Source organism: Streptomyces sp. NPDC058001 (assembly GCF_042886315.1).
Lineage (GTDB): Bacteria > Actinomycetota > Actinomycetes > Streptomycetales > Streptomycetaceae > Streptomyces.
On sequence record NZ_JBHVQT010000002.1, the window covers coordinates 485,858 to 509,330 of the forward strand.

Genomic DNA, 23,473 nt, shown 5'->3' on the forward strand with positions numbered 1-23,473 from the left:
CCCGACGGATGAGAGATCCGGTCGGAATCGGCGCGGCGCCCCCTCCTGTGCGAGGGGTTTTTTCATTTCCGAACGGGCTCCCCCCAGGACCCGGACCGCCGGCAGATGACGATCGATGGAGCTTTAGGGATCATGAGCGAGACGAATTCCGCTGCCGAGGCGGCAGCGCCGCACCGCTACACGGCCGCCATGGCGGCCGACATCGAGGCACGCTGGCAGGACTTCTGGGACGCCGACGGCACCTATGAGGCGCCCAACCCGACCGGTGACCTGGCCGGTGACCCGGCCGTCGTGGCCCGCCCCAAGAAGTTCATCATGGACATGTTCCCGTACCCGTCCGGTGCGGGACTGCACGTCGGCCACCCGCTGGGCTACATCGCCACCGACGTCTTCGCCCGTCATCAGCGCATGACCGGCCACAACGTCCTGCACACGCTGGGCTTCGACGCGTTCGGCCTGCCCGCGGAACAGCACGCCGTCGCCACCGGCACGCACCCGCGCCTGTCCACCGAGGCCGCCATGGACAACATGAAGCGGCAACTGCGCCGACTGGGCCTGGGACACGACCAGCGCCGCTCGATCGCGACGATCGACCCGGAGTACTACCGCTGGACCCAGTGGATCTTCCTGCGCATCTTCAACTCCTGGTACGACGAGGAGGCCGACAAGGCCCGCCCCATCGACCAGTTGATCGCCCAGTTCGAGAGCGGCGAACGCGCCGTACCAGGCTCCTCGCGCGCGTGGCACGCACTGTCCGCCACCGAACGCGCCGACGTACTGAGCGAGTTCCGGCTGGCCTACGCCTCCGACGCACCCGTCAACTGGTGCCCAGGACTGGGCACCGTCCTGGCCAACGAGGAGGTCACCGCCGACGGCCGCTCCGAGCGCGGCAACTTCCCCGTCTTCAAGGCCAAGCTGCGCCAGTGGAACATGCGCATCACCGCCTATGCCGACCGGCTGCTGACCGACCTGGACGCGCTGGACTGGCCCGAGGCCATCAAGATGCAGCAGCGCAACTGGATCGGCCGATCCGAGGGCGCGCGGGTCGATTTTCCCGTCAGCGGCTCCGAGGCCGTCACCGTCTTCACGACCCGCCAGGACACCCTGTTCGGCGCCACCTACATGGTGCTGGCGCCCGAACACGACCTGGTCGACCGGATCGTGCCGGCCGCCTGGCCCGAGGGCACCCACGACGTGTGGACGGGCGGTCACGCCACCCCCATCGACGCCGTCGCCGCCTACCGCAAGCAGGCCGCCGCCAAGTCCGACGTCGAGCGCCAGGCCGAGGCCAAGGACAAGACCGGCGTCTTCACCGGCGCGTACGCGACCAACCCCGTCAGCGGCGACCCGGTCCCCGTCTTCATCGCCGACTACGTCCTGATGGGCTACGGCACCGGCGCCATCATGGCCGTCCCCGCGCACGACACCCGCGACTTCGCTTTCGCGCGCGCCTTCGAACTGCCGATGCGCTGTGTCGTCGAGCCAAGCGACGACCGTGGCACCGACCCGTCCACCTGGGACGACGCGTTCTCCTCCTACGACGCGAACATCGTCAACTCCGCGAGCGACGACATCACCCTGGACGGCCTGGGCGTGGTCGACGCCAAGGCCCGCATCACGGAGTGGCTGGAGCGCAAGGGCATCGGCCGGGGCACCGTCAACTTCCGCCTGCGCGACTGGCTGTTCAGCCGCCAGCGCTACTGGGGCGAGCCCTTCCCGATCGTCTACGACGAGGACGGCACCGCCCACGCGCTGCCCGACGCGATGCTGCCCCTGGAACTGCCGGAGGTGGACGACTACTCGCCGCGCACCTTCGACCCGGACGACGCCGACACCCAGCCGGAGACCCCGCTGTCCCGGAACGAGGAGTGGGTGAACGTCACCCTGGACCTGGGGGACGGACGCGGCCCGCGCGCGTACCGGCGCGAGACCAACACCATGCCCAACTGGGCGGGTTCCTGCTGGTACGAGCTGCGCTACCTGGACCCGCACAACAGCGAGAAGCTGGTCGACCCCGACATCGAGCGGTACTGGATGGGCCCGCGCGCGGGGATGCCGACCGGCGGCGTCGACCTGTACGTCGGCGGCGCCGAGCACGCCGTGCTGCACCTGCTGTACGCGCGCTTCTGGTCGAAGGTCCTGTTCGACCTGGGGCACGTCTCCTCGGCCGAGCCGTTCCACAAGCTGTTCAACCAGGGCATGATCCAGGCGTACGTCTACCGCGACAGCCGTGGCATCGCCGTACCGGCCGCCGAGGTCGAGGAGCGCGACGGCGCCTACTACTACGCGGGCGAGCAGGTCTCCCGGCTGCTGGGCAAGATGGGCAAGTCCCTGAAGAACGCCGTCACGCCGGACGAGATCTGCGCCGAGTACGGAGCGGACACCCTGCGTCTGTACGAGATGGCGATGGGTCCCCTGGACGTCTCGCGGCCGTGGGACACACGCGCGGTGGTGGGTCAGTACCGGCTGCTGCAGCGGCTGTGGCGCAATGTCGTGGACGAGGAGACCGGCGAGGTCACCGTGGTCGACGGCGAACCCGCCGAGGCCACGCTGCGCGCGCTGCACAAGGCCGTCGACGGCGTCCGCCAGGACCTGGAGGGCCTGCGCTTCAACACCGCCATCGCCAAGGTCACCGAGCTGAACAACCACCTGACGAAGGCGGGCGTCGCCGTCCCGCGCGCGATCGCCGAACCCCTGGTCCTGCTGATCGCCCCGCTGGCCCCGCACATCGCCGAGGAACTGTGGCGCAAGCTGGGCCACACCGACTCCGTCGTCCACCAGGACTTCCCCGTCGCCGACCCCGCGTATGTCGTCGACGAGACCGTGACCTGCGTCGTCCAGATCAAGGGCAAGGTCAAGGCACGCCTGGAGGTCTCCCCGTCGATCTCCGACGAGGAGCTGGAGAAGATCGCGCTGGGCGACGAGAAGGTACGGGCCGCGCTGGACGGCGCCGGGATCCGCAAGGTCGTGGTGCGGGCACCGAAGCTGGTGAACATCGTGCCCGCGTAAGGAATCGCGTCCGAGTAAGGAATCGCGCCCGCGCAAGGATGACGGGGATCCGGGATTCGGGGTAGTCCCCTACGGGCAGGTTGGGGGTTCGGTTGGAACCCTCGGCCTGCCTTTTCCGTTTACGGTGGAAGAGTCGTCGCACACCCTGGGAGGAGCGTCATGCAAGCCGTGATCGCCGTCGTGGCGCTGCTCTTCGTTCTGTTCGTCGCGCTCGGCGTCTATGCGACGGTCAAGGTCGTCGGCGCCGCCAAGCGGGGCGTGGACCGCACCATCAGCCAGGCCCGGCGGACGGTCGAGGACACCACCCTGCGGGCCAAGACCTTCGCCCAGCCCGGCCCCACCGGTGAGCTGGCCCAGCTCAGACTGCGGCTGCGCACCTCGATGCGGGCCACCCAGGACGCGCTGCACGCGGGCGTGGCCGACGACGAGTCCCTGAAGGAGTCGCTCGCGCTCTTCGCCCGGCTCAGCTCCCACGGCCATGAGCTGGACCACGAGCTGAAGCGCCTGGAGACCGAACCGGACCGGACCCGCCTCGCCCAGCGCCTCTCCGGTCTGCGTGAGCGCACCGAGCAGATCACGAAGGCCGCGGACTCCCTGCGCTGGGCCGCGCGCGACCGGGCCCGCCGGTTCGCCGATGACGACCTGGAGTCCCTGAGCGCCCAGATCGACATGGAGGCGGGCGCACTGCGGCACTGGACGACGGAGCCGGCGCCCGGAGCGGACCCCGGGGCGACACCAGGAGCGACGCCCTCTCAAACCCCGCCGACACCCGCGCGCGCGTGGCCCGACGCCCCGGCGGCCGACGCCACGACGCCCCATCAGACCTGGCCGGACCCGCACGCGTCGGACGGGCGGGCACCGGACCCGCGCGCGTCCGCACCGGCACCCGACGCCCAGCAGCCGTCCCGCCCGGCGATCACCCCTCCGGTACGGCAGCCCACCTACCCGTGGCAGAAGAAGACCCGTCCCGAGAGCACGACTTGACCGGTGCGCGGGCACAGCGCCGAGTGGGCTGCGGGCCGTGCTCGTCTGCCCGTAAGGTGATGTCCGGACCGCCTCCAGGGGCCGGGCTGCCGCGCATGGGTTGCTGCGGGTAATCTCCAGCTCATGTCCCGCCATGTCGCTATCGTCACGGATTCCACGGCCTACTTGCCGCAGCGGACGATGGAGCACCATGGCATCACCGCCGTGCCCCTCACCGTGGTCCTTGGCGACCAGGCCCTGGAAGAGGGCACCGAGATCTCGGCCCGCTCCCTCGCCCAGGCCCTCCAGAAGCGCCGCCCGGTGACCACATCGCGACCCAGCCCCGAGGTCTTCGCCGAGACCTATCGCCGGGTCGCCGCCGAGGGCGCCACGGGCATCGTCTCGCTGCACCTCTCCTCGGAGCTCTCCGGTACGTACGACGCGGCCGTGCTCGCCGCCCGGGAGGCATCCGTGCCGGTACGCGTCGTGGACACCGGCATGGTCGTTATGGCCCTCGGCTTCTGCGCGCTGGCCGCCGCCGAGACGGCGGACGCGGGCGGCACCGTCGACGAGGCCGTCACCGCCGCCGAGAAACGCGCCGCGGGCACCTCCGCCTACTTCTACGTCGACACCCTCGACTATCTGCGCCGTGGAGGCCGTATCGGCGCGGCGCAGGCGCTGCTCGGCTCCGCGCTCGCCGTGAAACCCCTGCTCCAGCTCGACGGCGGCCGGATCGAATTCCTGGAGAAGGTCCGTACGGCGTCGAAGGCCATCGCCCGGCTCGAAGAGATCGTCACGGAACGGGCCGGCACGAGCCGCGTCGACATCGCCGTGCACCATCTCGCCGCGCCGGAACGGGCGTCGGCCCTCGCGGACCGCCTCCGCGAGCGGGTGCCCGGACTGGCGGAACTGCATGTCAGCGAGGTGGGGGCGGTGATCGGGGCGCATACCGGGCCCGGGTTGCTGGGGGCGGTTGTCTCGCCCTGGTGAGGGTGGGGCACTCGCCCTGGTGACGGTGGAGCAGTAGGGGTGCGGGCACCTCTGTAGCGGGGTGTGGTCACCGGTTCGGGTGACGGAGTTTTCCACAACTGGTGAGTAATCCCCGGGAATTGAGCAAGATCATCGCGGTGGGCGGATGGTGCCTACCTTCGAGGACATGACTCTTCGATCTTCTTCTCAGCAGGGGACACGGCGGGCCGGGGCGGCGAGTGGTCCGGGGCGGGACCCTGGCTCGGACAGCCGGGTCCGCGGGCGCCGGCGCCGGGCCCGGGGCCTTGGGTACGGCAGGGGGCGGCCCGTGGCGGGGGACGCGCTGCGGCGGCGGGCCGAGGCGCTCTTCGCCGAACCCGGACGCGGACCCGGCTCCGAACCCGGGCGGGGGTGGGCGCGTGGGCGCGGTGAGGTGGGACTTGATCCGCCGAGGGCGCCGGTGGGTGGGGATCCGCCGCCGTTGCTCGACGGGGCCGCGCGGGACAGGGCCGCGCAGGGTGGGGCCGCGCAGGATGGGGCTGCACAAGGCGAGGTCGGGGACGAGCCCGTTCCGGAGGCTCGGTCGCGGCCGGTCGAACCCCCGTGGCGGGTGCGGGCGATGCTCGCCGTCAGGGACCGGCTGCCGCTGTGGCTTCAGCCGCGGTGCGGTCTTGAGCGGCGCGGGCTGGTGGCGCTCGGGGTGATCCTGGTCGTCGCGACCGTCTTCGCCATGCAGCACTTCTGGACGGGGCGTACGCAGCCGGTGCGCGCGCCGGACATCGTGCGGGCGGCGCCTTCGGAGGAGGAGTCGGGCGCGGGGGCCGGTTCCGTGGGTGGGGTGACCGGTGAGGGTGGGGGTGCGGAGCCCGGTGGGGGGTCCGGTGCCGAGGCGGGTGCCGTGCCCGGTGTGACGGCGGGCGGTGGCGCGGGTGGCGGTGCCGGGGCGCAGATCGTGGTGGACGTCGGCGGGAAGGTGCGGGAGCCGGGGCTCCTGCGGTTGCCCGCGGGGTCACGGGTGGCCGACGCCCTGGAAGCGGCGGGCGGGGTACGACCGGGCACGGACCTGGTCGGCGTGAACCAGGCGCGGCTCCTGGTGGACGGCGAGCAGGTGGTCGTCGGCGCTCCGCCCGGCGCGTCAGGTGCGGGTGCGGGGAGTGTGACGGGTATGGCGGGCGGGGGCGTCGGGGGCGCCGTCACCGGACCGGTGTCACTCAACTCGGCGACCGCTCAGCAGCTCGACACCCTGCCCGGAGTGGGTCCCGTCCTGGCACAGCACATCATCGACTACCGCATGGAGCACGGGGGTTTCCGTTCGGTGGACGAGTTGCGCGAGGTCAACGGCATCGGCGACCGTCGCTTCGCCGACCTGCGGAATCTGGTCAGGCCATGAGTGCGCCGGAAGGGGTGCGGGCGAGGGCCGACCCGCCCGGGGAATCGCGTCGGCCAACTGTGCGCGACGGCCTGGGGAATCGGCCCGGGGCATCGCGGCTCCGGCGCGAGGGTCCGGCCGACCTGCGCCTCGTGGGACCCGCGCTGGCGGCCTGGGCCACGGCAGCGCTGGTCGTCGGGGCCTCACCCGAGTGGTCGGTGATCGTGGTGGCGGTGAGCGTGACGGGGGCACAGGCGCTCCTCGCGCCCGGGGTGCTCAGGGGAGCCAGGTCACGATTCCGGGGCCGGTTCCGGGGCGCGGGCACCGGGGACGCGGGCCGGAGGTGTCGGACACCGCTATGGGGACGCGTCACCGGCGCCACGGTGCTGCTCTGCGTCGCCGCTGCCGCCACCTCGGCGGCCCTGCACACGGCGGACCTGCGCCGTGGACCGGTACCGGGGGCGGCACGCCAGTACGCCCAGGTGACGGCGGAGTTGGAGGTGACAGGGGATCCCCGGCGTACGCGGCCCCGGGTCACGGGGGAGCGGGCGAGTCCGGCGGCTGTGCTGGTCGACGCCGAGGTGCGCCGGGTGAGGACGGCGGACGGGACGGTGACGGCGACTCGGACTCCGGTGCTGGTGATTGTCGACACGGACACGGACACGGACACGGACGCGGGGAAGGGGGACGGACAGCTTGGGCAGGCTCGTGATGGTCCGTGGCTCGCGCTGTTGCCGTCGACCCGGCTGTGGGTGGCGGCGCGGGCGGCGCCTCCGTTCGAGGACGGCGACGACATCGCGGCGGTGCTGCGGGTGGACGGACGGGACGGGCCGGAGATCGTGGCGGGGCCGTCGGGGACACAGCGGTTCGCGGGGGAGTTGCGCGCTGGGCTGCGGGCGGCGACGGAGGATCTGCCGGCGGACGCGCGGGCGTTGCTGCCGGGGCTGGTCGTCGGTGACACATCGAGGGTGACGCCGGAACTGCGCGACGCGTTCGTGGCCACGGATCTCACGCATCTGCTGGCGGTCAGCGGAGGCAACTTCACGATTCTGCTGGCGCTGCTCGTCGGGCCTGCGGGGACGGCGCAGTTGGTGGAGCGGCGGGGGCTCGCGCCGAGGCTCGGGTTGCCGTTGCGGGCGACGGCGGTGCTGGGCGGGGCGCTGACGCTGGGTTTCGTGGTGGTGTGCCGGCCGGAGCCGAGCGTGGTGCGGGCGGCGGCGTGCGGGGCGATCGCGTTGCTCGCGATCGTGACGGGACGGCGCAGATCGCTGATTCCGGCGCTGGCCGCGGCAGTGTTGCTGCTGGTGCTGTACGACCCGTGGCTGTCGCGGAGTTACGGCTTCGTGCTGTCGGTGCTGGCCACCGGGGCGCTGCTGACGGTCGCCCCGAGGTGGAGCGGCGCACTGCGGCGGCGTGGGGTGCCCACGCGGGTGGCGGAGGCGTTGGCCGCCGCGGCGGCGGCGCAGGCGGTGTGCGCGCCGGTGGTCGCGATGATGGCGGCGCGGGTCAGCCTGGTGGCGGTGCCGTGCAATCTGCTCGCGGAGTTCGCGGTGGCACCGGCCACGGTGTTGGGGTTCGCGGCGCTGGCGGCGGCTCCGGTGGCGTTGCCGGTGGCCAAGGGGCTTGCCTGGTGCGCGAGTTGGCCGACGGGATGGATCGCGGACATCGCGCGGGCGGGGGCGGCGTTGCCGGGCAACGGCGTGGACTGGCCGGGCGGCTGGCGAGGCGGTCTGCTGCTCGCGGGGGTCACGGGAGTGGCCGTGCTGGTAGGCAGACGGCTGCTGAGGCATCCGTGGGTGGCGGCGGCGGGTGCGGCGGTGCTGTTGCTCGTGGTCGTCCAGCCGCCGCCGCTCACCCGGGTGATCGCGGGATGGCCGCCGCCGGGCTGGCGGTTCGTCATGTGCGACGTGGGGCAGGGCGATGCGACGGTGCTCGCGGCGGGTGACGGTGCGGGAGTGGTCGTGGACGCCGGACCCGACCCGGTGCTCGTGGACCGGTGCCTGCGCGGACTCGGCGTCACCCGGGTTCCGTTGGTGCTCCTGACACACTTCCACGCCGATCATGTGGCGGGGCTGCCCGGGGTGCTGCGGGGGAGATCGGTGGGGGCGATCGAGACGACGGCGCTTCAGGAACCGGCGGACCAGGCCGAGTTCGTGCACCGGACGGCGGCCGGGCGGAACATTCCGGTGCGGCGCGCGACGGCGGGCGAGAGACGGCGTACCGGAGCGCTCGACTGGCGGGTCCTGTGGCCGCCGCGCGCACCTCCGCCGGGGATACCGGGGCCGAGCGCTGCGGAGGGGCCGAACGACGCGAGTGTCACCCTCCTGGTGCGCACCGCGGGGCTGCGTCTGTTGCTGCTCGGGGATCTGGAACCTCCGGCGCAGCGGGGGTTGTTGATGAGCCCGTTCGGGGTGGGGCTGCCGACGGTCGATGTCGTGAAGGTCGCGCATCACGGGTCGGCGTATCAGGATCCGGCACTGTTGCGCCGGGTGGCGCCGAGGCTGGCGTTGATCTCCTGCGGCGCGGACAACTCGTACGGGCATCCGTCGCCCCGGACGGTCGGGGCCCTGCGGGCGGCCGGGGCGAGGGTGCTGCGCACGGACCGGGACGGACCGGTGGCGGTGGTCGGCGGGTCGGACGGACCGGGGGTGGTCCTGGAGCCGTGGTGAGCGCGCCGGGGTGACGGTGCCGGGGTGCCGGGGTGCTCACCTGCCGGGTGCTGGACCCGGTGAGCGAGCCGGAGTACCTGGGGGACCTGGGCCCCGGCAGTCGCGGGAGTACCGGAGAATGTCCGGGTGAGTGATGTGAGACATGTGCTGGTGCTGCCCGATCGTGAGGCGGCGGAGGAGGCGGCGGAACAGCTCCGGGACCGTTTCGGGGTGACGGAGGAACCGCAGCTCGTACGGGACGCGTTGGCCGGTGAGGACGATGCCGAGGACGCCCAGTGGCTCGTGGTCGTCGAGGACGCGGAGGCCCGGCTCGACGCCGACCGGCTCGACGGGTTCGCGGCGGAGTGGGACGGCTGGCGGGAAGCGCCGTAAACAGCCGGGCGGCGTTGTCGGTGGTGCGTGCGATGCTTGAGCGCGATGGCCAAGAAGACCGCACAAGACGATCCGCTCGCCCCCCTCACCCTCGCCGTGGGCCAGGAGGACCTGCTGCTCGACCGCGCCGTGCAACAGGTGGTGGCGGCGGCGCGGGCCGCCGACGCCGACACCGATGTGCGGGACCTCACCCCGGACCAGGTGCAGCCCGGGACGCTCGCGGAGTTGACCAGCCCGTCGCTGTTCGCCGAGCGGAAGGTCGTGGTCCTGCGCAATGCGCAGGATCTGTCGGCCGACACGGTCAAGGACGTGAAGGGGTATCTGGGGGCGCCCGCCGAGGAGATCACGCTGGTGCTGCTGCACGCGGGCGGCGCCAAGGGCAAGGCGCTCCTGGACGCGGCGCGCAAGGCCGGGGCGCGGGAGGTCGCGTGTCCGAAGATGACGAAGCCGGCGGACCGGCTGGCGTTCGTGCGGAGCGAGTTCCGTACGGTCGGCAGGTCCGCGACGCCCGAGGCGTGCCAGGCGCTGGTGGACGCGATCGGCAGTGATCTGCGGGAGCTGGCGTCGGCGGTGTCGCAGCTGGTGGCGGACGTGGAGGGCACGATCGACGAGGCGGTGGTGGGCCGGTACTACACGGGCCGCGCCGAGGCGTCGAGCTTCACGGTCGCCGACCGGGCTGTGGAGGGGCGGGCGGCGGAGGCACTGGAGGCGTTGCGCTGGTCGCTGTCGACGGGGGTGGCGCCGGTGTTGATCACCAGTGCGCTGGCGCAAGGGGTGCGGGCCATCGGGAAGTTGTCGTCCGCGCGGGGTGGCCGACCGGCCGATCTGGCGCGGGAGCTGGGGATGCCGCCGTGGAAGATCGACCGGGTGCGGCAGCAGATGCGGGGATGGACACCGGACGGGGTATCGGTGGCGCTCCGCGCCGTGGCGGAGGCCGACGCCGGCGTCAAGGGCGGCGGCGACGACCCGGAGTACGCGCTGGAGAAGGCAGTGGTGACCATCGCTAGAGCGGCCCGTTCGCGCCGGACGTGACCGGGAGACAAGGGCACATCACGCCACCCCCGCACACAGCAATGCCCCCGCACACAGCAATGCCCCCGGAGTGGGTCCGGGGGCATTCACGTGGCGTGGCGACCACGAAGTCTGTCCGTGATCCGGGGTAGAGGGCCCGGAATTCCCACGGTGGTCGAACCTTGCCGGGGCCCGCGCACGCGGAGCGTGTCGCAGACCGCGTCAAGGGAGGGGAGCCGGAGGCTCAGCCCTTGAGCGACGCCACCTGGGAAGCCAGGGCCGACTTCTTGTTGGCGGCGTTGTTCTTGTGGATGACGCCCTTCGAGACGGCCTTGTCCAGCTTGCGCGAAGCCTCGCGCGCGGCGGCGTTGGCCTTCTCGACGTCACCCGCGGCAACAGCCTCGCGGGTGCGGCGGATCGCGGTCTTCAGAGAAGACTTGATCGTCTTGTTGCGCAGCCGAGCCTTCTCGTTGGTCTTGATCCGCTTGATCTGGGACTTGATGTTCGCCACGAATGAGCCTTTTCAGGTTCTGGTACCGCACAGCATGTGCCGTACCGATGATTGATCTTCTGGGTGACCCACCGGTGACCCGGTGGCGTCCGTGCCTCGCGCTGAGAGGGCATGAGACACAGCTGTTCAGGCTACCAGCCACCCTCCGAGCCGCCCAAACCAAGGGCCCGGCCCCCTCAAACCAAGGCCACCGACCACCCGAACCAGACTCCTCGGCCACCCGACCCCACGCTCCCGGGACGCCCGCCACCGGTCGCAGTGCCGCGCCCATGGGACCATGGAGACTACGTATCGATCCGAGCCGAGGCGTGAGAAGCCTCAAGAGACAGGACCTTGCGTGCCCGCGACCCCTAAGCATGTGCCCGAGCCGAGCCGTACCGACTCGGCGCTGATCCGCAATTTCTGCATCATCGCGCACATCGACCACGGCAAGTCCACGCTCGCCGACCGGATGCTCCAGCTGACCGGCGTGGTCGATCAGCGGCAGATGCGTGCTCAGTACCTCGACCGCATGGACATCGAGCGCGAGCGCGGCATCACGATCAAGTCCCAGGCGGTGCGGCTGCCCTGGGCCCCCACCACGGGCCCCGACCAGGGAAGTACGCACATCCTCAACATGATCGACACCCCGGGACACGTGGACTTCACGTATGAGGTCTCGCGGTCGCTCGCCGCCTGCGAGGGGACCGTCCTCCTGGTGGACGCCGCCCAGGGCATCGAGGCCCAGACCCTCGCCAATCTCTACCTGGCGATGGAGAACGACCTCACGATCATCCCCGTACTCAACAAGATCGATCTGCCGGCCGCGCAGCCCGAGAAGTTCGCCGAGGAGCTGGCGAATCTCGTCGGGTGCGAGCCCGACGACGTGCTGCGGGTGTCCGCCAAGACCGGACTGGGTGTCGACGCGCTGCTCGACAAGGCCGTCGCGGAGATCCCCGCGCCGGTGGGCGTCGCGGACGCCCCGGCGCGCGCGATGATCTTCGACTCGGTCTATGACTCGTACCGGGGCGTGGTCACGTACGTCAGGGTGATCGACGGGCAGCTCAACCGGCGTGAGCGGATCCGGATGATGTCGACGGGGGCCACGCACGAACTCCTGGAGATCGGCGTCACCTCGCCCGAGATGCTGCCGGCCGACGGCCTCGGCGTCGGCGAGGTCGGCTATCTGATCACCGGTGTGAAGGACGTCCGGCAGTCCAAGGTCGGTGACACGATCACCAGCCTGCACAAGGGCGCCACCGAGGCCCTGGGCGGGTACAAGGAACCGAAGCCCATGGTGTTCTCGGGCCTGTATCCGCTGGACGGCTCGGACTACCCGGATCTGCGTGAGGCGCTGGACAAGCTCCAGCTCAACGACGCCGCGCTGGTGTACGAGCCGGAGACATCGGCCGCGCTCGGCTTCGGCTTCCGCGTCGGCTTCCTCGGTCTGCTGCACCTGGATGTGATCCGGGAGCGCCTTGAGCGCGAGTTCGGGCTCGACCTGATCGCGACCGCGCCGAACGTGGTGTACCGCGTGATCATGGAGGACGCCAGCGAGTTCACGGTGACCAACCCGAGCGAGTTCCCGGAGGGGAAGATCGCGGAGGTGTACGAGCCGGTCGTCCGGGCCACCGTCCTCGCCCCGTCCGAGTTCATCGGCGCGATCATGGAGCTGTGCCAGACCCGGCGCGGCGTGATGCTCGGTATGGACTACCTCTCCGAGGACCGTGTCGAGATCCGTTACACGCTGCCGCTCGCGGAGATCGTCTTCGACTTCTTCGACCAGCTGAAGTCCAAGACCCGCGGCTATGCCTCACTGGACTACGAGCCCACGGGTGAGCAGACCTCGCAGCTCGTCAAGGTCGACATCCTGCTGCACGGTGACAAGGTCGACGCGTTTTCGGCGATCACCCACCGGGACCAGGCGTACGCCTACGGGGTCCGGCTCGTCGCGAAGCTGCGGGAACTCATCCCCCGGCAGAGCTTCGAGGTGCCCGTCCAGGCCGCGATCGGCTCCCGGGTCATCGCGCGCGAGACCATCCGCGCCATCCGCAAGGACGTCCTCGCCAAGTGCTACGGCGGTGACATCTCCCGTAAGCGGAAGCTCCTGGAGAAGCAGAAGGAGGGCAAGAAGCGGATGAAGATGGTGGGTTCCGTGGAGGTTCCCCAGGAGGCGTTCATCGCCGTCCTGTCGAGTGACGACAGCGGCGGCGCCAAGGGCAAGAAGTAGTCCCGGTCCCACACGGCCGGTCGGAGCGGGGCGGGATCGCGGTGCCAGGGAGCGCCGCGGGCCCGCCCCGCCTCGTTCATCCCGTCACTGCGCGCTGGAGGAAAGTGACAGTCCGCTGCCCCTTACGTGCCGGGCGACTGGCCTTTACTCTGATCTCTGCTCCATGGTTACTCGTGAGTTAAACAACAGCCGCAACCAGCCAGCCGCCAGCAGTCGGAGCCAGCCGCGAGCAGCACGCGCTGTCGGGGCCCGGAGGATGTCGTGAGCGACACACAGACCCTGATCGAGAACCGGCCGCCGTCGGTGGCGAACCTCTTCCTGGAGCGGGTTTCCGCCACACCGGACGCCGAGGCGTACCGGTATCCCGTGCCCGCGGCCCCCGGCGCGGGCCCCGACGAGTGGAAGTCGCTGAGCTGGGGACAGGCCGCCGAGCGGGTCTTCGCGATCGCGGCCGGGCTGATCGAGCTGGGCGTACGGCCCGAGGAACGGGTCGCGCTGTCCTCCTCGACGCGGGTCGAGTGGATCCTCGTCGACCTCGGAATCCTGTGCGCGGGCGCCGCGACGACCACCGTGTATCCGCAGACGAACGCCGAGGAGTCCGCGTTCATCGTCGCCGACTCGGACAGCAAGGTGCTGATCGCCGAGGACGCGGCGCAGCTCGCCAAGGCCCGTGAGCGCCGCGCCGACCTGCCTGATCTCGCCCATGTGGTGATCATCGATCCGGCGGGGTACGAGCCCGAGGCGGCCGACCCCGAGGGGTGGGTGCTCACGCTCGCCGAGCTGGAGAAGCGGGGCGCCGCCCATCTGGAGAAGAACCCGGACGTGATCAAGGCGCGGGTCTCCGCGATCACCTCCGATCAGCTCGCCACCCTGATCTACACCTCCGGCACCACGGGCCGTCCCAAGGGCGTCCGGCTGCCGCACGACAACTGGTCGTACATGGCCAAGGCCATCGCGGCGACCGGTCTGGTCGGCCCCGACGATGTGCAGTACCTCTGGCTGCCGCTCGCCCATGTGTTCGGCAAGGTGCTGACGTCGGGCCAGATCGAGGTCGGCCATGTCACCGCCGTGGACGGCCGTATCGACAAGATCATCGAGAATCTGCCGGTCGTGCAGCCCACCTACATGGCGGCCGTGCCCCGCATCTTCGAGAAGGTCTACAACGGCGTCGCCGCCAAGGCGCGGGCCGGGGGCGGCGCCAAGTACAAGATCTTCCTGTGGGCCGCCGGGGTCGCCCGCGAGTACGCGAGGACCACCCAGGACAACTTCCGCCGCACGGGCCAGGCCAACGCGCCGTTCGGGCTCTCCGCCAAGCACAAGGTCGCCGACGCGCTCGTCTACTCCAAGCTGCGCGAGGCGTTCGGCGGCCGGCTGCGGGCCTGTGTCTCCGGCTCGGCCGCGCTCGCACCCGACATCGGCTACTTCTTCGCCGGTGCCGGGGTGCACATCCTGGAGGGATACGGCCTCACGGAGTCGTCGGCGGCGTCGTTCGTGAACCCGGGCGAGGCGTACCGCACGGGCACCGTCGGCAAGCCGCTGCCCGGTACCGAGGTCAGGATCGCGGAGGACGGCGAGGTGCTGCTGCGCGGCCCCGGCATCATGGAGGGCTACCACGGGCTGCCCGAGAAGACCGCCGAGGTCCTGGAGTCCGACGGCTGGCTGCACACGGGCGACATCGGCGAGCTGTCCCCGGACGGCTATCTGCGGATCACGGACCGCAAGAAGGACCTGATCAAGACGTCGGGCGGCAAGTACGTGGCGCCGGCCGAGGTCGAGGGGCAGTTCAAGGCCGTGTGCCCGTACGTGTCGAACATCCTGGTGCACGGCGCCGACCGGAACTTCTGCACCGCGCTCATCGCCCTGGACGAGCCGTCGATCCTCGGCTGGGCCAAGGAGAACGGCCTCGGCGGCAAGTCGTACGCGGAGGTCGTCGCGGCGCCCGAGACGGTCGCCCTCGTGGACGGCTATGTGCAGGAGCTGAACGCGGGGCTCCAGCGCTGGCAGACCATCAAGAAGTTCCAGCTCCTGCCGCGTGACCTCGATGTCGAGCACGGCGAACTCACCCCGAGCCTCAAGCTGAAGCGCCCGTTCGTGGAGCGGGAGTACCAGCATCTGATCGATGAGATGTACGCGGGGACTCGCGAGGTCTGATCCCGCCGTACGGGGACTTGGCGGAGGGCGACCGGTCAGACGGTCTGGAGGACCAGCAGGGCGAGGTCGTCCTCCGGCGGGTCGGGGGCGAAGGCGTGGACCAGGGTGCGGATACGTTCCGCTACGAGCGGAGCGGTGAGGCCCGCGCACCCGGCGAGGGCGACGGCGAGCCCGTCGCCGTCGTCGAACTGCCGCTGCCCGGCCCGCCGTTCCGTCACGCCGTCCGTGACACAGAGCAACGTTTCGCCCGACCGCAGCTCGAACGTTTCCGTCCGGTACGCGGCTTCCTCCACGACGCCCAACAGCACCTGCGGTTTCGCCGCCGCCCGCACCACCCCGTCGGTCCCGAGTACCAGCGGTAACGGATGCCCGGCGGAGGCGAGGGTGCACCGCACCCCGCCCTCGACCGGCACCAGCTCCCCGTAGAGCACCGACAGGAACCGGGGCATCGTCCCCTCGGGCGGCACCGAGGGCCCGCCCGCCGCGGCCAGCGCCCGTGCCGCCGCGTCGGCAGCCTCGGTCGCGTCATCGAGCAGTAACTGGTTCAACCGGTCGAGCACCTCGCCGACCTGGTACCCCTCGCGGGCGAGCAACCGCAGCCAGGGCCGGGCGAGGCCGATCACGACGGCCGCCTCGGGCCCCTTGCCCTGGACGTCGCCGAGTGCGAAGCACCAGCGCCCGTCCCCGGCCGGGAACACGTCGTAGAAGTCGCCCCCGGGTCCGCCCGCCTCCCGTGGCTCGTAGACGAGGGCGCTGCGCATCCCGGGGATCTCAGCGACGGCGCTGGGCAGCAGCCCCCGTTGCAGCACGCGGCTGATGGTGGCCTGGCGCGTGTACTGGCGGGCCGCCCCGATGGCGAGCGCGACCCGGCGGCCGAAGTCCTCGACCAGGCCGGTGACCTCGTCTGGGAACCGGAGCAGCCCGGCCCGCCCGATCATCAGCGTGCCGAGCGGCCGGCCCCCGGCGGTCAGCCGGAACGCCAGCGCGGCCCCCGCCGGATCACCGCTGCCCAGGGCCGCCTCCGGCCAGGGCACGGGCACCGGACCCGACCGGTCCGGATCGCTGGGCAGCACCGGAGGGGCCTGCTCCAGGGCCTGGCGGAGTTCCTCGATCCGGTTCTCGCTGCCGTGCCACACCCGGGCCGGGCGGGGCCCGGTGGACGTACCGTCGGTGCCGCCTGATCCGAGGCGGTCGGCCTCGTCGGTGAGCCAGACCGCGCACCAGTCGGCGAGCCGGGGTACCAGGAGCTGCCCGGCGAGCGCGGCGACATGATCCTCGTCCAGCTGCCCGGCGAGCAGATCGGACGCCTCGGCGAGGAAGGTGAGGGCGCCCCGGTTGACCCAGTCCTGGTCCTCGGGGTCCGCCAGGGGCCCGAGGACCTCGCCGTAGTCGCCGATCGTGGGTCCCGTGACCACGGGAAGAGCCCTCTCCCGGGCGTCCACCGGCAGTCGCGCCCACACCGTCTTCGTACCCGGGCGGTACGTGATGCCCCAGGCGGCGGCGAGACCGGAGACGAGCTGGAGCCCGTGCCCGAACTCGGGGGTCTCCTGGCCGCCGGGCGCCAGGCCACCGCGTATCGGCCGCGCGGGATGGTGGTCGGAGATCTCGACGACCAGGGCCGTTCCGTCGTCCGGCGTCTCCTCCAGACGGCACAGCAGCCCGACGTCCGTACCGGCGTGCACGACCGCGTTGGTGACCAGCTCGCTGACGAGCAGCACCGCGTCGTCCACCAGTCGGTCCAGGACGACCGGTTCCGTCCAGTTGGTCAGCGCCGTACGGACGAACCGGCGGGCGGCCCCCGGGGACTGGGGGTTTCCGGGCAGATAGGTCCGGGCCACGCGCGGCGTCGACCGCCGCCGACGGCTCGGCGGAATCACCGCCCGGACCGCGCTCTCGCGTCGCATCGCAACAGAGTGACAGACCGGGCGCGAGCGTGCGCACGGAGTGAGGGAAGTGGGGCGGGGTGGGGGGCAACAGTGCTATACGCCTTGCGGCGGGCTGACCCGAATTCCTGGGTTCCGGGTACCTGAGGAGTGACCAGTACTTGGGTGCCGCCGCTGTGCCCACCCTCCCCCAAGGACTCCGACAAGCTCCGTCCAGGGGGGACCCCCATCGCCCTGCGGCACGATTGCCCACAGCGACGGCGGCGAGTAGCGCGCTTGCCCGCGCGGTGGCGGCGCGGAGCCGCCTGCGGCGGCGGGCGGCGGTGCGGTGCGCGGGGCGTTCGCCTAGCGGCGTGATTGCCTGCGGCGGCCGGTGGCGGTGGGTGTCCCGCTGCGCCAGCGGGTGGCGCGACTGCCCGTGCCGTGGCAGTGCGGAGCCGCTTGCGGCGACAGGCGGCTCCGTGCGGTGCCCGCCGCGTTCGCCTAGCGTGCCTGCGGCGGCTGGCGGCGGAATTGTCCGCGTCAGCGGCGGTGCGGGGTTCGCCTGCGCGGTGGCACGTAGTGTCCGGCTGCGTTCGCCACAGCGATGTGACTGCCTGCGGCGGCCGGTGGCGGGATCTTCCGCGACAGCGGCGGTGGCGGTGTGGTGTCCGGATGCGTCAGCCCGGTGGCGCGGTCGTCCGCAGTGGCGGGGCGGGGTTCGTCTGCGGTGACGGTGGCCGGGTGGTGTTCGGCCGCGTTCGCCTCAGCGGCGCTGACCTCGGTGGTGCGATCGCTCACAGGGGTGGGGTGTGGTCGTTGGGGCGGGGGACAATGGGGGTATGCCCTCTGTGCTTCCTGAGGGGGAGGCTGTGCCTGAGGATGGCGGTCTTCCGTCCTCCGCTCTGCTCGGTGCTCCCGCTCGCCCCCTCGGTTTCTATGTCCACGTGCCGTACTGCGCCACCCGTTGCGGTTACTGCGACTTCAACACCTACACCGCCACCGAACTCCGCTCCACCGGCGGTGTCCTCGCGTCGCGCGACAACTACGCCGACACCCTCGTGGACGAGATCCGCCTCGCCCGCAAGGTCCTGGGCGACGACCCCCGCCCCGTCCGGACCGTGTTCGTGGGCGGCGGTACCCCGACCCTGCTCGCCGCCGACGACCTGGTCCGGATGCTCGCCGCCGTCCGCGACGAGTTCGGTCTCGCCGACGACGCCGAGGTCACCACCGAGGCGAACCCGGAATCCGTCGACCCGGCCTACCTTGCCGCGCTTCGGGCGGGCGGGTTCAACCGGATCTCGTTCGGCATGCAGAGCGCCCGGCAGCACGTGCTCAAGGTTCTCGACCGCACCCACACCCCCGGCCGCCCCGAAGCCTGTGTCGCCGAGGCCCGTGCCGCCGGGTTCGAGCACGTCAATCTCGACCTCATCTACGGCACCCCCGGCGAGTCCGACGACGACTGGCGGGCCTCGCTCGACGCCGCGATCGGAGCGGGACCCGACCACGTCTCCGCGTACGCGCTCATCGTCGAGGAAGGCACCCAGCTCGCCCGGCGTATCCGGCGCGGTGAGGTCCCGATGACCGACGACGACGTCCACGCCGACCGGTACCTCATCGCGGACGAGACGCTCAAGACGGCCGGTTTCGAGTGGTACGAGGTGTCGAACTGGGCCACGACCGACGCGGGCCGCTGTCTGCACAACGAGTTGTACTGGCGCGGCGCCGACTGGTGGGGCGCGGGCCCCGGCGCGCACAGCCATGTCGGCGGCGTCCGCTGGTGGAACGTCAAGCACCCCGGCGCGTACGCGGGCGCCCTGGCGGCGGGCCGCTCACCCGGCGCCGGCCGCGAGATCCTGTCGGAGGAGGACCGGCGGGTGGAGCGCATCCTGCTCGAACTCCGCCTCCAAGACGGCTGCCCGCTCTCCCTCCTCAAACCAAAGGGCCTCACGGCCTCCCACCAGGCCCTCAAAGACGGCCTCCTACAACCTGAACCGTACGAACAGGGCAGAGCCACCCTGACGCTACGGGGCCGGCTCCTGGCAGACGCGGTGGTAAGAAACCTGGTCGACTAGCCCCCGGCCGGGCGGGTTGTCGGGTGCGGGTCGTGCGTCGCTCGTCGCGCAGTTCCCCGCGCCCCCCTGCGGGGTGCTTGAGGCCGGTTGTCGGCTGCGGGCCCTGCGCGGCTCGTTGCGCAGTTCCCCGCGCCCCTATCGGGGCTGATTGGCCGGCGCCGGTCTTCGAGTGCCGGTCGTGAGTTCCCGCCAGCCCCGCACCCTCAGGGGCGCGGGGAACTGCGCACCCAGCCACGCTCGACCCGCAGTCGAAATCCGTCGCCGGCCACTCACCCCCGTAAGGGGCGCGGGGAACTGCGCGACCGGCCACGTACAACGCGCAGTCGAGGCCCGGCGCCGGCCACCCCAGATCAGGGGCGCGGGGAACTGCGCAAACACGGGTCAAATGATTACGGCACCGTCACATGGTCAATAAGCCGTTCCACCGACCCCAAAAGTTCCGGCTCCAGGTCCCGGTAACTCCGTACCGACCCCAGAATCCGCTGCCACGCCGCCCCCGTGTTGTCAGGCCAGCGCAGCGCCCGGCACACCCCCGTTTTCCAGTCCTGGCCCCGGGGAACCCGGGGCCACTCCGAAATGCCGAGGGCCGCCGGCTTCACGGCCTGCCAGATGTCGATGTACGGGTGGCCCACCACCAGGGCGAACTCGTCGGCGACCTCCGCGGCGATACGGGACTCCTTGCTGCCGGGCACGAGGTGGTCGACCAGGACGCCGAGGCGGGCGTCCGGGCCTGGCGCGAATTCCGCGACGATCGCCGGGAGGTCGTCCACGCCCTCCAGGTACTCGACCACCACGCCCTCGATCCGGAGGTCGTCGCCCCACACCTTCTCGACGAGTTCCGCGTCGTGCCGGCCTTCGACGTAGATCCGCCCGGCACGGGCCACCCGCGCCCGCGCCCCGGGCACCGCCACCGAACCGGACGCGGTACGGGTCGGCCGCACCGGCGCACCCGTGGCCGTCCGGACCAGGGTCACCACCCGGCCCTCCAGAAGGAACCCGCGCGGCTCCAGCGGAAAGACCCGGTGCTTGCCGAACCGGTCCTCCAGCGTGACCGTCCCCGCCTCGCACCGGATCACCGCACCGCAGAACCCGGTCTCCGGCTCCTCGACCACGAGCCCCGGCTCGGCCGGTACCTCGGGTACGGGCTGCTTCTTCTTCCAGGGCGGAGTCAGGTCCGCCGAGTACGGGCGCATTCGCCCGACGATAGGAAGAAGGGGCCGGGCGTGGCTCACGACACGCCGAATCTCCTGGCCAGCCGCTCGCGTTGGGCCCTGACGAACTCCGCATTCACGACAGAACCATGCCCGGGGACGTACCGCGCGTCCTCGCCGCCCAGCTCCAGGAGACGGTCCAGGGCGGCGGGCCAGCGGGCCGGGACCGAGTCCCGGCCCGTCTGCGGCCACCCGGACTCCTCGACCAGGTCGCCGCAGAACACGACCGGGGGAGAACCGGGGACCACGACCGCCAGATCGTGGCCCGAGTGCGCGGCGCCCAGATTCACCAGGAGCGCCCGCACCCCGCCGCCCAGATCGACCCCCCACTCGTCGGGGACCTCGTGCCGGGGGCGGACGAGCAGGTCGACGGCCTCCGCCGCGGCCCGGGGCTCGACCCCGTGCCGTACCGCGTCCGTACGCAGCTCGTCGGCGCCGCGTGTGAAGAGTTCGCCCATGCCCAGCGCCCCGTACACCTCCACACCCGCGAACGCCGATGTGCCCAGGACATGGTCGAAGTGGGGATGGGTCAGTGCCACGTGGGTGACCCGGCGGTCCGTGCCCAGGAGTACTCCGGTGTCCCGGCGCAGCCCCGCCCCCTCGCGTACCGTCGCGCCGGTGTCGATCAGCAGCGCGCCCTCGTCCCCGGCGACCAGCCCCGCCGTGCAGTCCCAGGCCGGAAGCCGCCGTCGGCCGACACCGGGGGCCACCCGCTCCCACCCCGGCTCTTCCCAAGCGATACCCGCAGCGATACCCATAGCTCGACGCTAAGCCCACCGGCCGTCCCCGTACGACATAGGCAGGGCCCGGCCTTGCTACCGGCGTACCCACCGGCCGTACACTGGCTCAGGGAATGTTGGCACTCGGCTGCCCTGAGTGCCAGAGGGGCCGGGCATGTGCCGGACCGGGGCAGGGAACACATGAAGCTGGAGGTGCGCGCGATGCTCAGTGAACGCAGGCTCGAAGTGCTGCGCGCCATCGTCCAGGACTATGTCGGCACCGAGGAGCCCGTGGGTTCCAAGGCGCTGACCGAACGGCACAGCCTCGGCGTCTCACCGGCGACCGTGCGCAACGACATGGCGGCCTTGGAGGACGAGGGGTACATCGCCCAGCCGCACACCAGCGCCGGGCGGATCCCCACGGACAAGGGGTATCGCCTGTTCGTCGACAAGCTCGCCGGCGTGAAGCCGATGACGGCGCCCGAGCGCCGCGCCATCCAGAACTTCCTCGACGGCGCCGTCGACCTGGACGACGTGGTGGGCCGGACCGTGCGGCTGCTCGCGCAGCTCACCCGGCAGGTCGCCGTCGTGCAGTACCCCTCGCTGACCCGCTCGACGGTGCGCCATGTCGAGCTGCTCTCGCTGGCCCCGGCCCGGGTGATGCTCGTACTGATCACCGACACCGGCCGGGTCGAGCAGCGGATGGTGGACTGTCCGGCGCCCTTCGGTGAGGCGTCGCTCGCCGATCTGCGGGCCCGGCTGAACAGCAGGGTCGCGGGCCGCCGTTTCACAGATGTGCCGCAGTTGGTGCAGGATCTGCCCGACGCCTTCGAGGCGGAGGACCGCGGCATCGTCTCGACCGTGCTCTCCACTCTGCTGGAGACGCTGGTCGAGGAGACCGAGGAGCGGCTGATGATCGGCGGCACCGCCAATCTGACCCGCTTCGGGCACGACTTCCCTCTGGTGATCCGGCCCGTTCTGGAGGCCCTTGAGGAGCAGGTCGTGCTTCTCAAGCTCCTGGGCGGTGCCGAGGATTCGGGCATGACCGTACGGATCGGTCATGAGAACGCGCATGAGGGACTCAACTCCACGTCCGTCGTGTCGGTGGGCTACGGTTCGGGCGGCGAGGCAGTGGCCAAGCTCGGCGTGGTCGGCCCGACCCGCATGGACTACCCGGGAACGATGGGAGCAGTACGCGCAGTGGCACGTTACGTCGGACAGATCCTGGCGGAGTCGTAAGTGGCCACGGACTATTACGCCGTACTCGGCGTGCGCCGCGACGCTTCCCAGGACGAGATCAAGAAGGCGTTCCGGAGGCTCGCGCGCGAGCTGCATCCGGACGTGAACCCCGATCCGAAGACCCAGGAGCGGTTCAAGGAGATCAACGCCGCCTATGAGGTGTTGTCGGACCCGCAGAAGAAGCAGGTCTACGACCTCGGCGGTGACCCGCTCTCGCAGGCGGGCGGCGGCGCGGGCGGTTTCGGGGCCGGTGGCTTCGGCAACTTCTCGGACATCATGGACGCCTTCTTCGGTACGGCGTCCCAGCGCGGCCCCCGCTCGCGCACCCGGCGCGGCCAGGACGCGATGATCCGGCTGGAGGTCGAGCTGGACGAGGCGGCCTTCGGGACCACCAAGGACATCCAGGTCGACACGGCCATCGTCTGCACCACGTGCAGCGGCGAGGGCGCGGCCCCCGGCACCAGCGCGCAGACCTGCGACATGTGCCGCGGGCGTGGCGAGGTCTCCCAGGTGACCCGGTCGTTCCTCGGCCAGGTCATGACATCGCGGCCGTGCCCCCAGTGCCAGGGCTTCGGCACCGTGGTGCCCACCCCGTGCCCGGAGTGCGCCGGTGACGGCCGGGTCCGCTCGCGCCGCACGCTGACGGTGAAGATCCCGGCGGGCGTCGACAACGGCACCCGGATCCAGCTCGCGGGCGAGGGCGAGGTCGGCCCCGGCGGCGGCCCCGCCGGTGATCTCTATGTCGAGATCCACGAGCTGCCGCACTCCGTGTTCCAGCGGCGCGGCGACGATCTGCACTGCACGGTGACCCTCCCGATGACGGCCGCCGCGCTGGGCACCAAGGTGCCCCTGGAGACCCTGGACGGCCTCGAAGAGGTCGACATCAGACCGGGCACCCAGTCCGGGCAGTCCATCCCCAAGCACGGGCGCGGGGTGACCCATCTGCGGGGCGGCGGGCGCGGTGACCTCATCGTGCATGTCGAGGTGCAGACCCCGTCGAAGCTCGATCCGGAACAGGAGCGGGTCCTTCGGGAGCTGGCCGTGCTGCGCGGTGAGGAGCGCCCGATCGGTCAGTTTCAGCCAGGACAGCAGGGGCTCTTCTCCCGCCTGAAGGACGCGTTCAACGGCCGCTGA

Annotated in this window: 17 protein-coding genes; 12 read left to right on the top strand and 5 right to left on the bottom strand. The window is 71.4% G+C overall.

Annotation, left to right across the window (positions count from 1 at the left end; translation table 11 throughout):
* Nucleotides 1-132: 132 nt before the first annotated feature.
* The 7 genes from leuS to holA all read left to right on the top strand — a co-directional run bounded on the left by leuS (nt 133) and on the right by holA (nt 10,383).
* A complete protein-coding gene (gene leuS, locus ACFVT5_RS05595; RefSeq protein WP_389881708.1) occupies nt 133-3,009 on the top strand; it encodes a leucine--tRNA ligase in 2,877 nt (958 codons plus the stop codon).
* 159 nt (nt 3,010-3,168) lie between these two features.
* Complete coding sequence (locus ACFVT5_RS05600; protein ID WP_389881710.1) at nt 3,169-3,993, top strand: hypothetical protein; 825 nt, start codon at nt 3,169-3,171, stop codon at nt 3,991-3,993.
* A 123-nt stretch (nt 3,994-4,116) separates the two neighbouring features.
* Nucleotides 4,117-4,962 carry a DegV family protein gene (locus ACFVT5_RS05605; RefSeq protein WP_389881712.1) on the top strand — a complete coding sequence of 282 codons (846 nt, stop codon included), beginning with the start codon at nt 4,117-4,119 and terminating at the stop codon, nt 4,960-4,962.
* Nucleotides 4,963-5,560: 598 nt separating this feature from the next.
* Complete coding sequence (locus ACFVT5_RS05610) at nt 5,561-6,331, top strand: helix-hairpin-helix domain-containing protein (protein ID WP_389881714.1); 771 nt, start codon at nt 5,561-5,563, stop codon at nt 6,329-6,331.
* On the top strand, nt 6,328-8,979 hold the full coding sequence (locus ACFVT5_RS05615; protein ID WP_389881716.1) for a ComEC/Rec2 family competence protein: 2,652 nt from the start codon (nt 6,328-6,330) through the stop codon (nt 8,977-8,979). The genes ACFVT5_RS05610 and ACFVT5_RS05615 overlap by 4 nt, the downstream gene beginning before the upstream one ends.
* A 126-nt stretch (nt 8,980-9,105) precedes the next feature.
* Nucleotides 9,106-9,351, top strand: a complete 246-nt coding sequence (locus ACFVT5_RS05620; RefSeq protein WP_389881718.1) for a hypothetical protein — start codon at nt 9,106-9,108, stop codon at nt 9,349-9,351.
* 45 nt (nt 9,352-9,396) lie between these two features.
* Nucleotides 9,397-10,383: a DNA polymerase III subunit delta gene (gene holA, locus ACFVT5_RS05625; protein ID WP_389881720.1), complete on the top strand. Its 987-nt coding sequence runs from the start codon at nt 9,397-9,399 to the stop codon at nt 10,381-10,383.
* A 223-nt stretch (nt 10,384-10,606) separates the two neighbouring features.
* Here holA and rpsT read toward each other — a convergent pair whose 3' ends face one another.
* A complete protein-coding gene (gene rpsT, locus ACFVT5_RS05630; protein WP_389881722.1) occupies nt 10,607-10,873 on the bottom strand; it encodes a 30S ribosomal protein S20 in 267 nt (88 codons plus the stop codon).
* 337 nt (nt 10,874-11,210) lie between these two features.
* Here rpsT and lepA point away from each other — a divergent pair, with 337 nt between their 5' ends.
* Both lepA and ACFVT5_RS05640 read left to right on the top strand, forming a co-directional pair.
* Nucleotides 11,211-13,082: a translation elongation factor 4 gene (lepA, locus tag ACFVT5_RS05635; RefSeq protein WP_389881724.1), complete on the top strand. Its 1,872-nt coding sequence runs from the start codon at nt 11,211-11,213 to the stop codon at nt 13,080-13,082.
* A gap of 261 nt (nt 13,083-13,343) precedes the next feature.
* Nucleotides 13,344-15,233 (top strand): AMP-dependent synthetase/ligase, encoded by a 1,890-nt coding sequence (locus ACFVT5_RS05640; RefSeq protein ID WP_389881726.1) that lies wholly within the window; start codon nt 13,344-13,346, stop codon nt 15,231-15,233.
* 35 nt (nt 15,234-15,268) lie between these two features.
* Here the strand turns inward: ACFVT5_RS05640 and ACFVT5_RS05645 are convergent, their stop codons facing one another.
* Complete coding sequence (locus tag ACFVT5_RS05645) at nt 15,269-17,137, bottom strand: SpoIIE family protein phosphatase (protein WP_389881728.1); 1,869 nt, start codon at nt 17,135-17,137, stop codon at nt 15,269-15,271.
* A gap of 501 nt (nt 17,138-17,638) precedes the next feature.
* On the bottom strand, nt 17,639-17,896 hold the full coding sequence (locus ACFVT5_RS05650; protein WP_389881729.1) for a hypothetical protein: 258 nt from the start codon (nt 17,894-17,896) through the stop codon (nt 17,639-17,641).
* 41 nt (nt 17,897-17,937) lie between these two features.
* Between ACFVT5_RS05650 and hemW the strand changes: the two genes are divergently transcribed.
* Entirely contained in the window at nt 17,938-19,170 is a 1,233-nt protein-coding gene (gene hemW, locus ACFVT5_RS05655) for a radical SAM family heme chaperone HemW (protein ID WP_389881731.1), read from the top strand.
* A gap of 389 nt (nt 19,171-19,559) precedes the next feature.
* Here hemW and ACFVT5_RS05660 read toward each other — a convergent pair whose 3' ends face one another.
* Entirely contained in the window at nt 19,560-20,363 is an 804-nt protein-coding gene (locus ACFVT5_RS05660; RefSeq protein ID WP_389881733.1) for a DUF3097 domain-containing protein, read from the bottom strand.
* A 35-nt stretch (nt 20,364-20,398) separates the two neighbouring features.
* Nucleotides 20,399-21,139, bottom strand: a complete 741-nt coding sequence (locus tag ACFVT5_RS05665) for an MBL fold metallo-hydrolase (RefSeq protein ID WP_389881735.1) — start codon at nt 21,137-21,139, stop codon at nt 20,399-20,401.
* 183 nt (nt 21,140-21,322) lie between these two features.
* On the opposite strand from ACFVT5_RS05665, the gene hrcA reads away from it, so the two are divergent.
* Together hrcA and dnaJ are read left to right on the top strand one after the other, a co-directional pair.
* On the top strand, nt 21,323-22,339 hold the full coding sequence (gene hrcA, locus ACFVT5_RS05670; RefSeq protein ID WP_389882093.1) for a heat-inducible transcriptional repressor HrcA: 1,017 nt from the start codon (nt 21,323-21,325) through the stop codon (nt 22,337-22,339).
* Nucleotides 22,340-23,473, top strand: coding sequence for a molecular chaperone DnaJ (gene dnaJ, locus ACFVT5_RS05675; protein WP_389881737.1), 1,134 nt, complete (start codon nt 22,340-22,342; stop codon nt 23,471-23,473).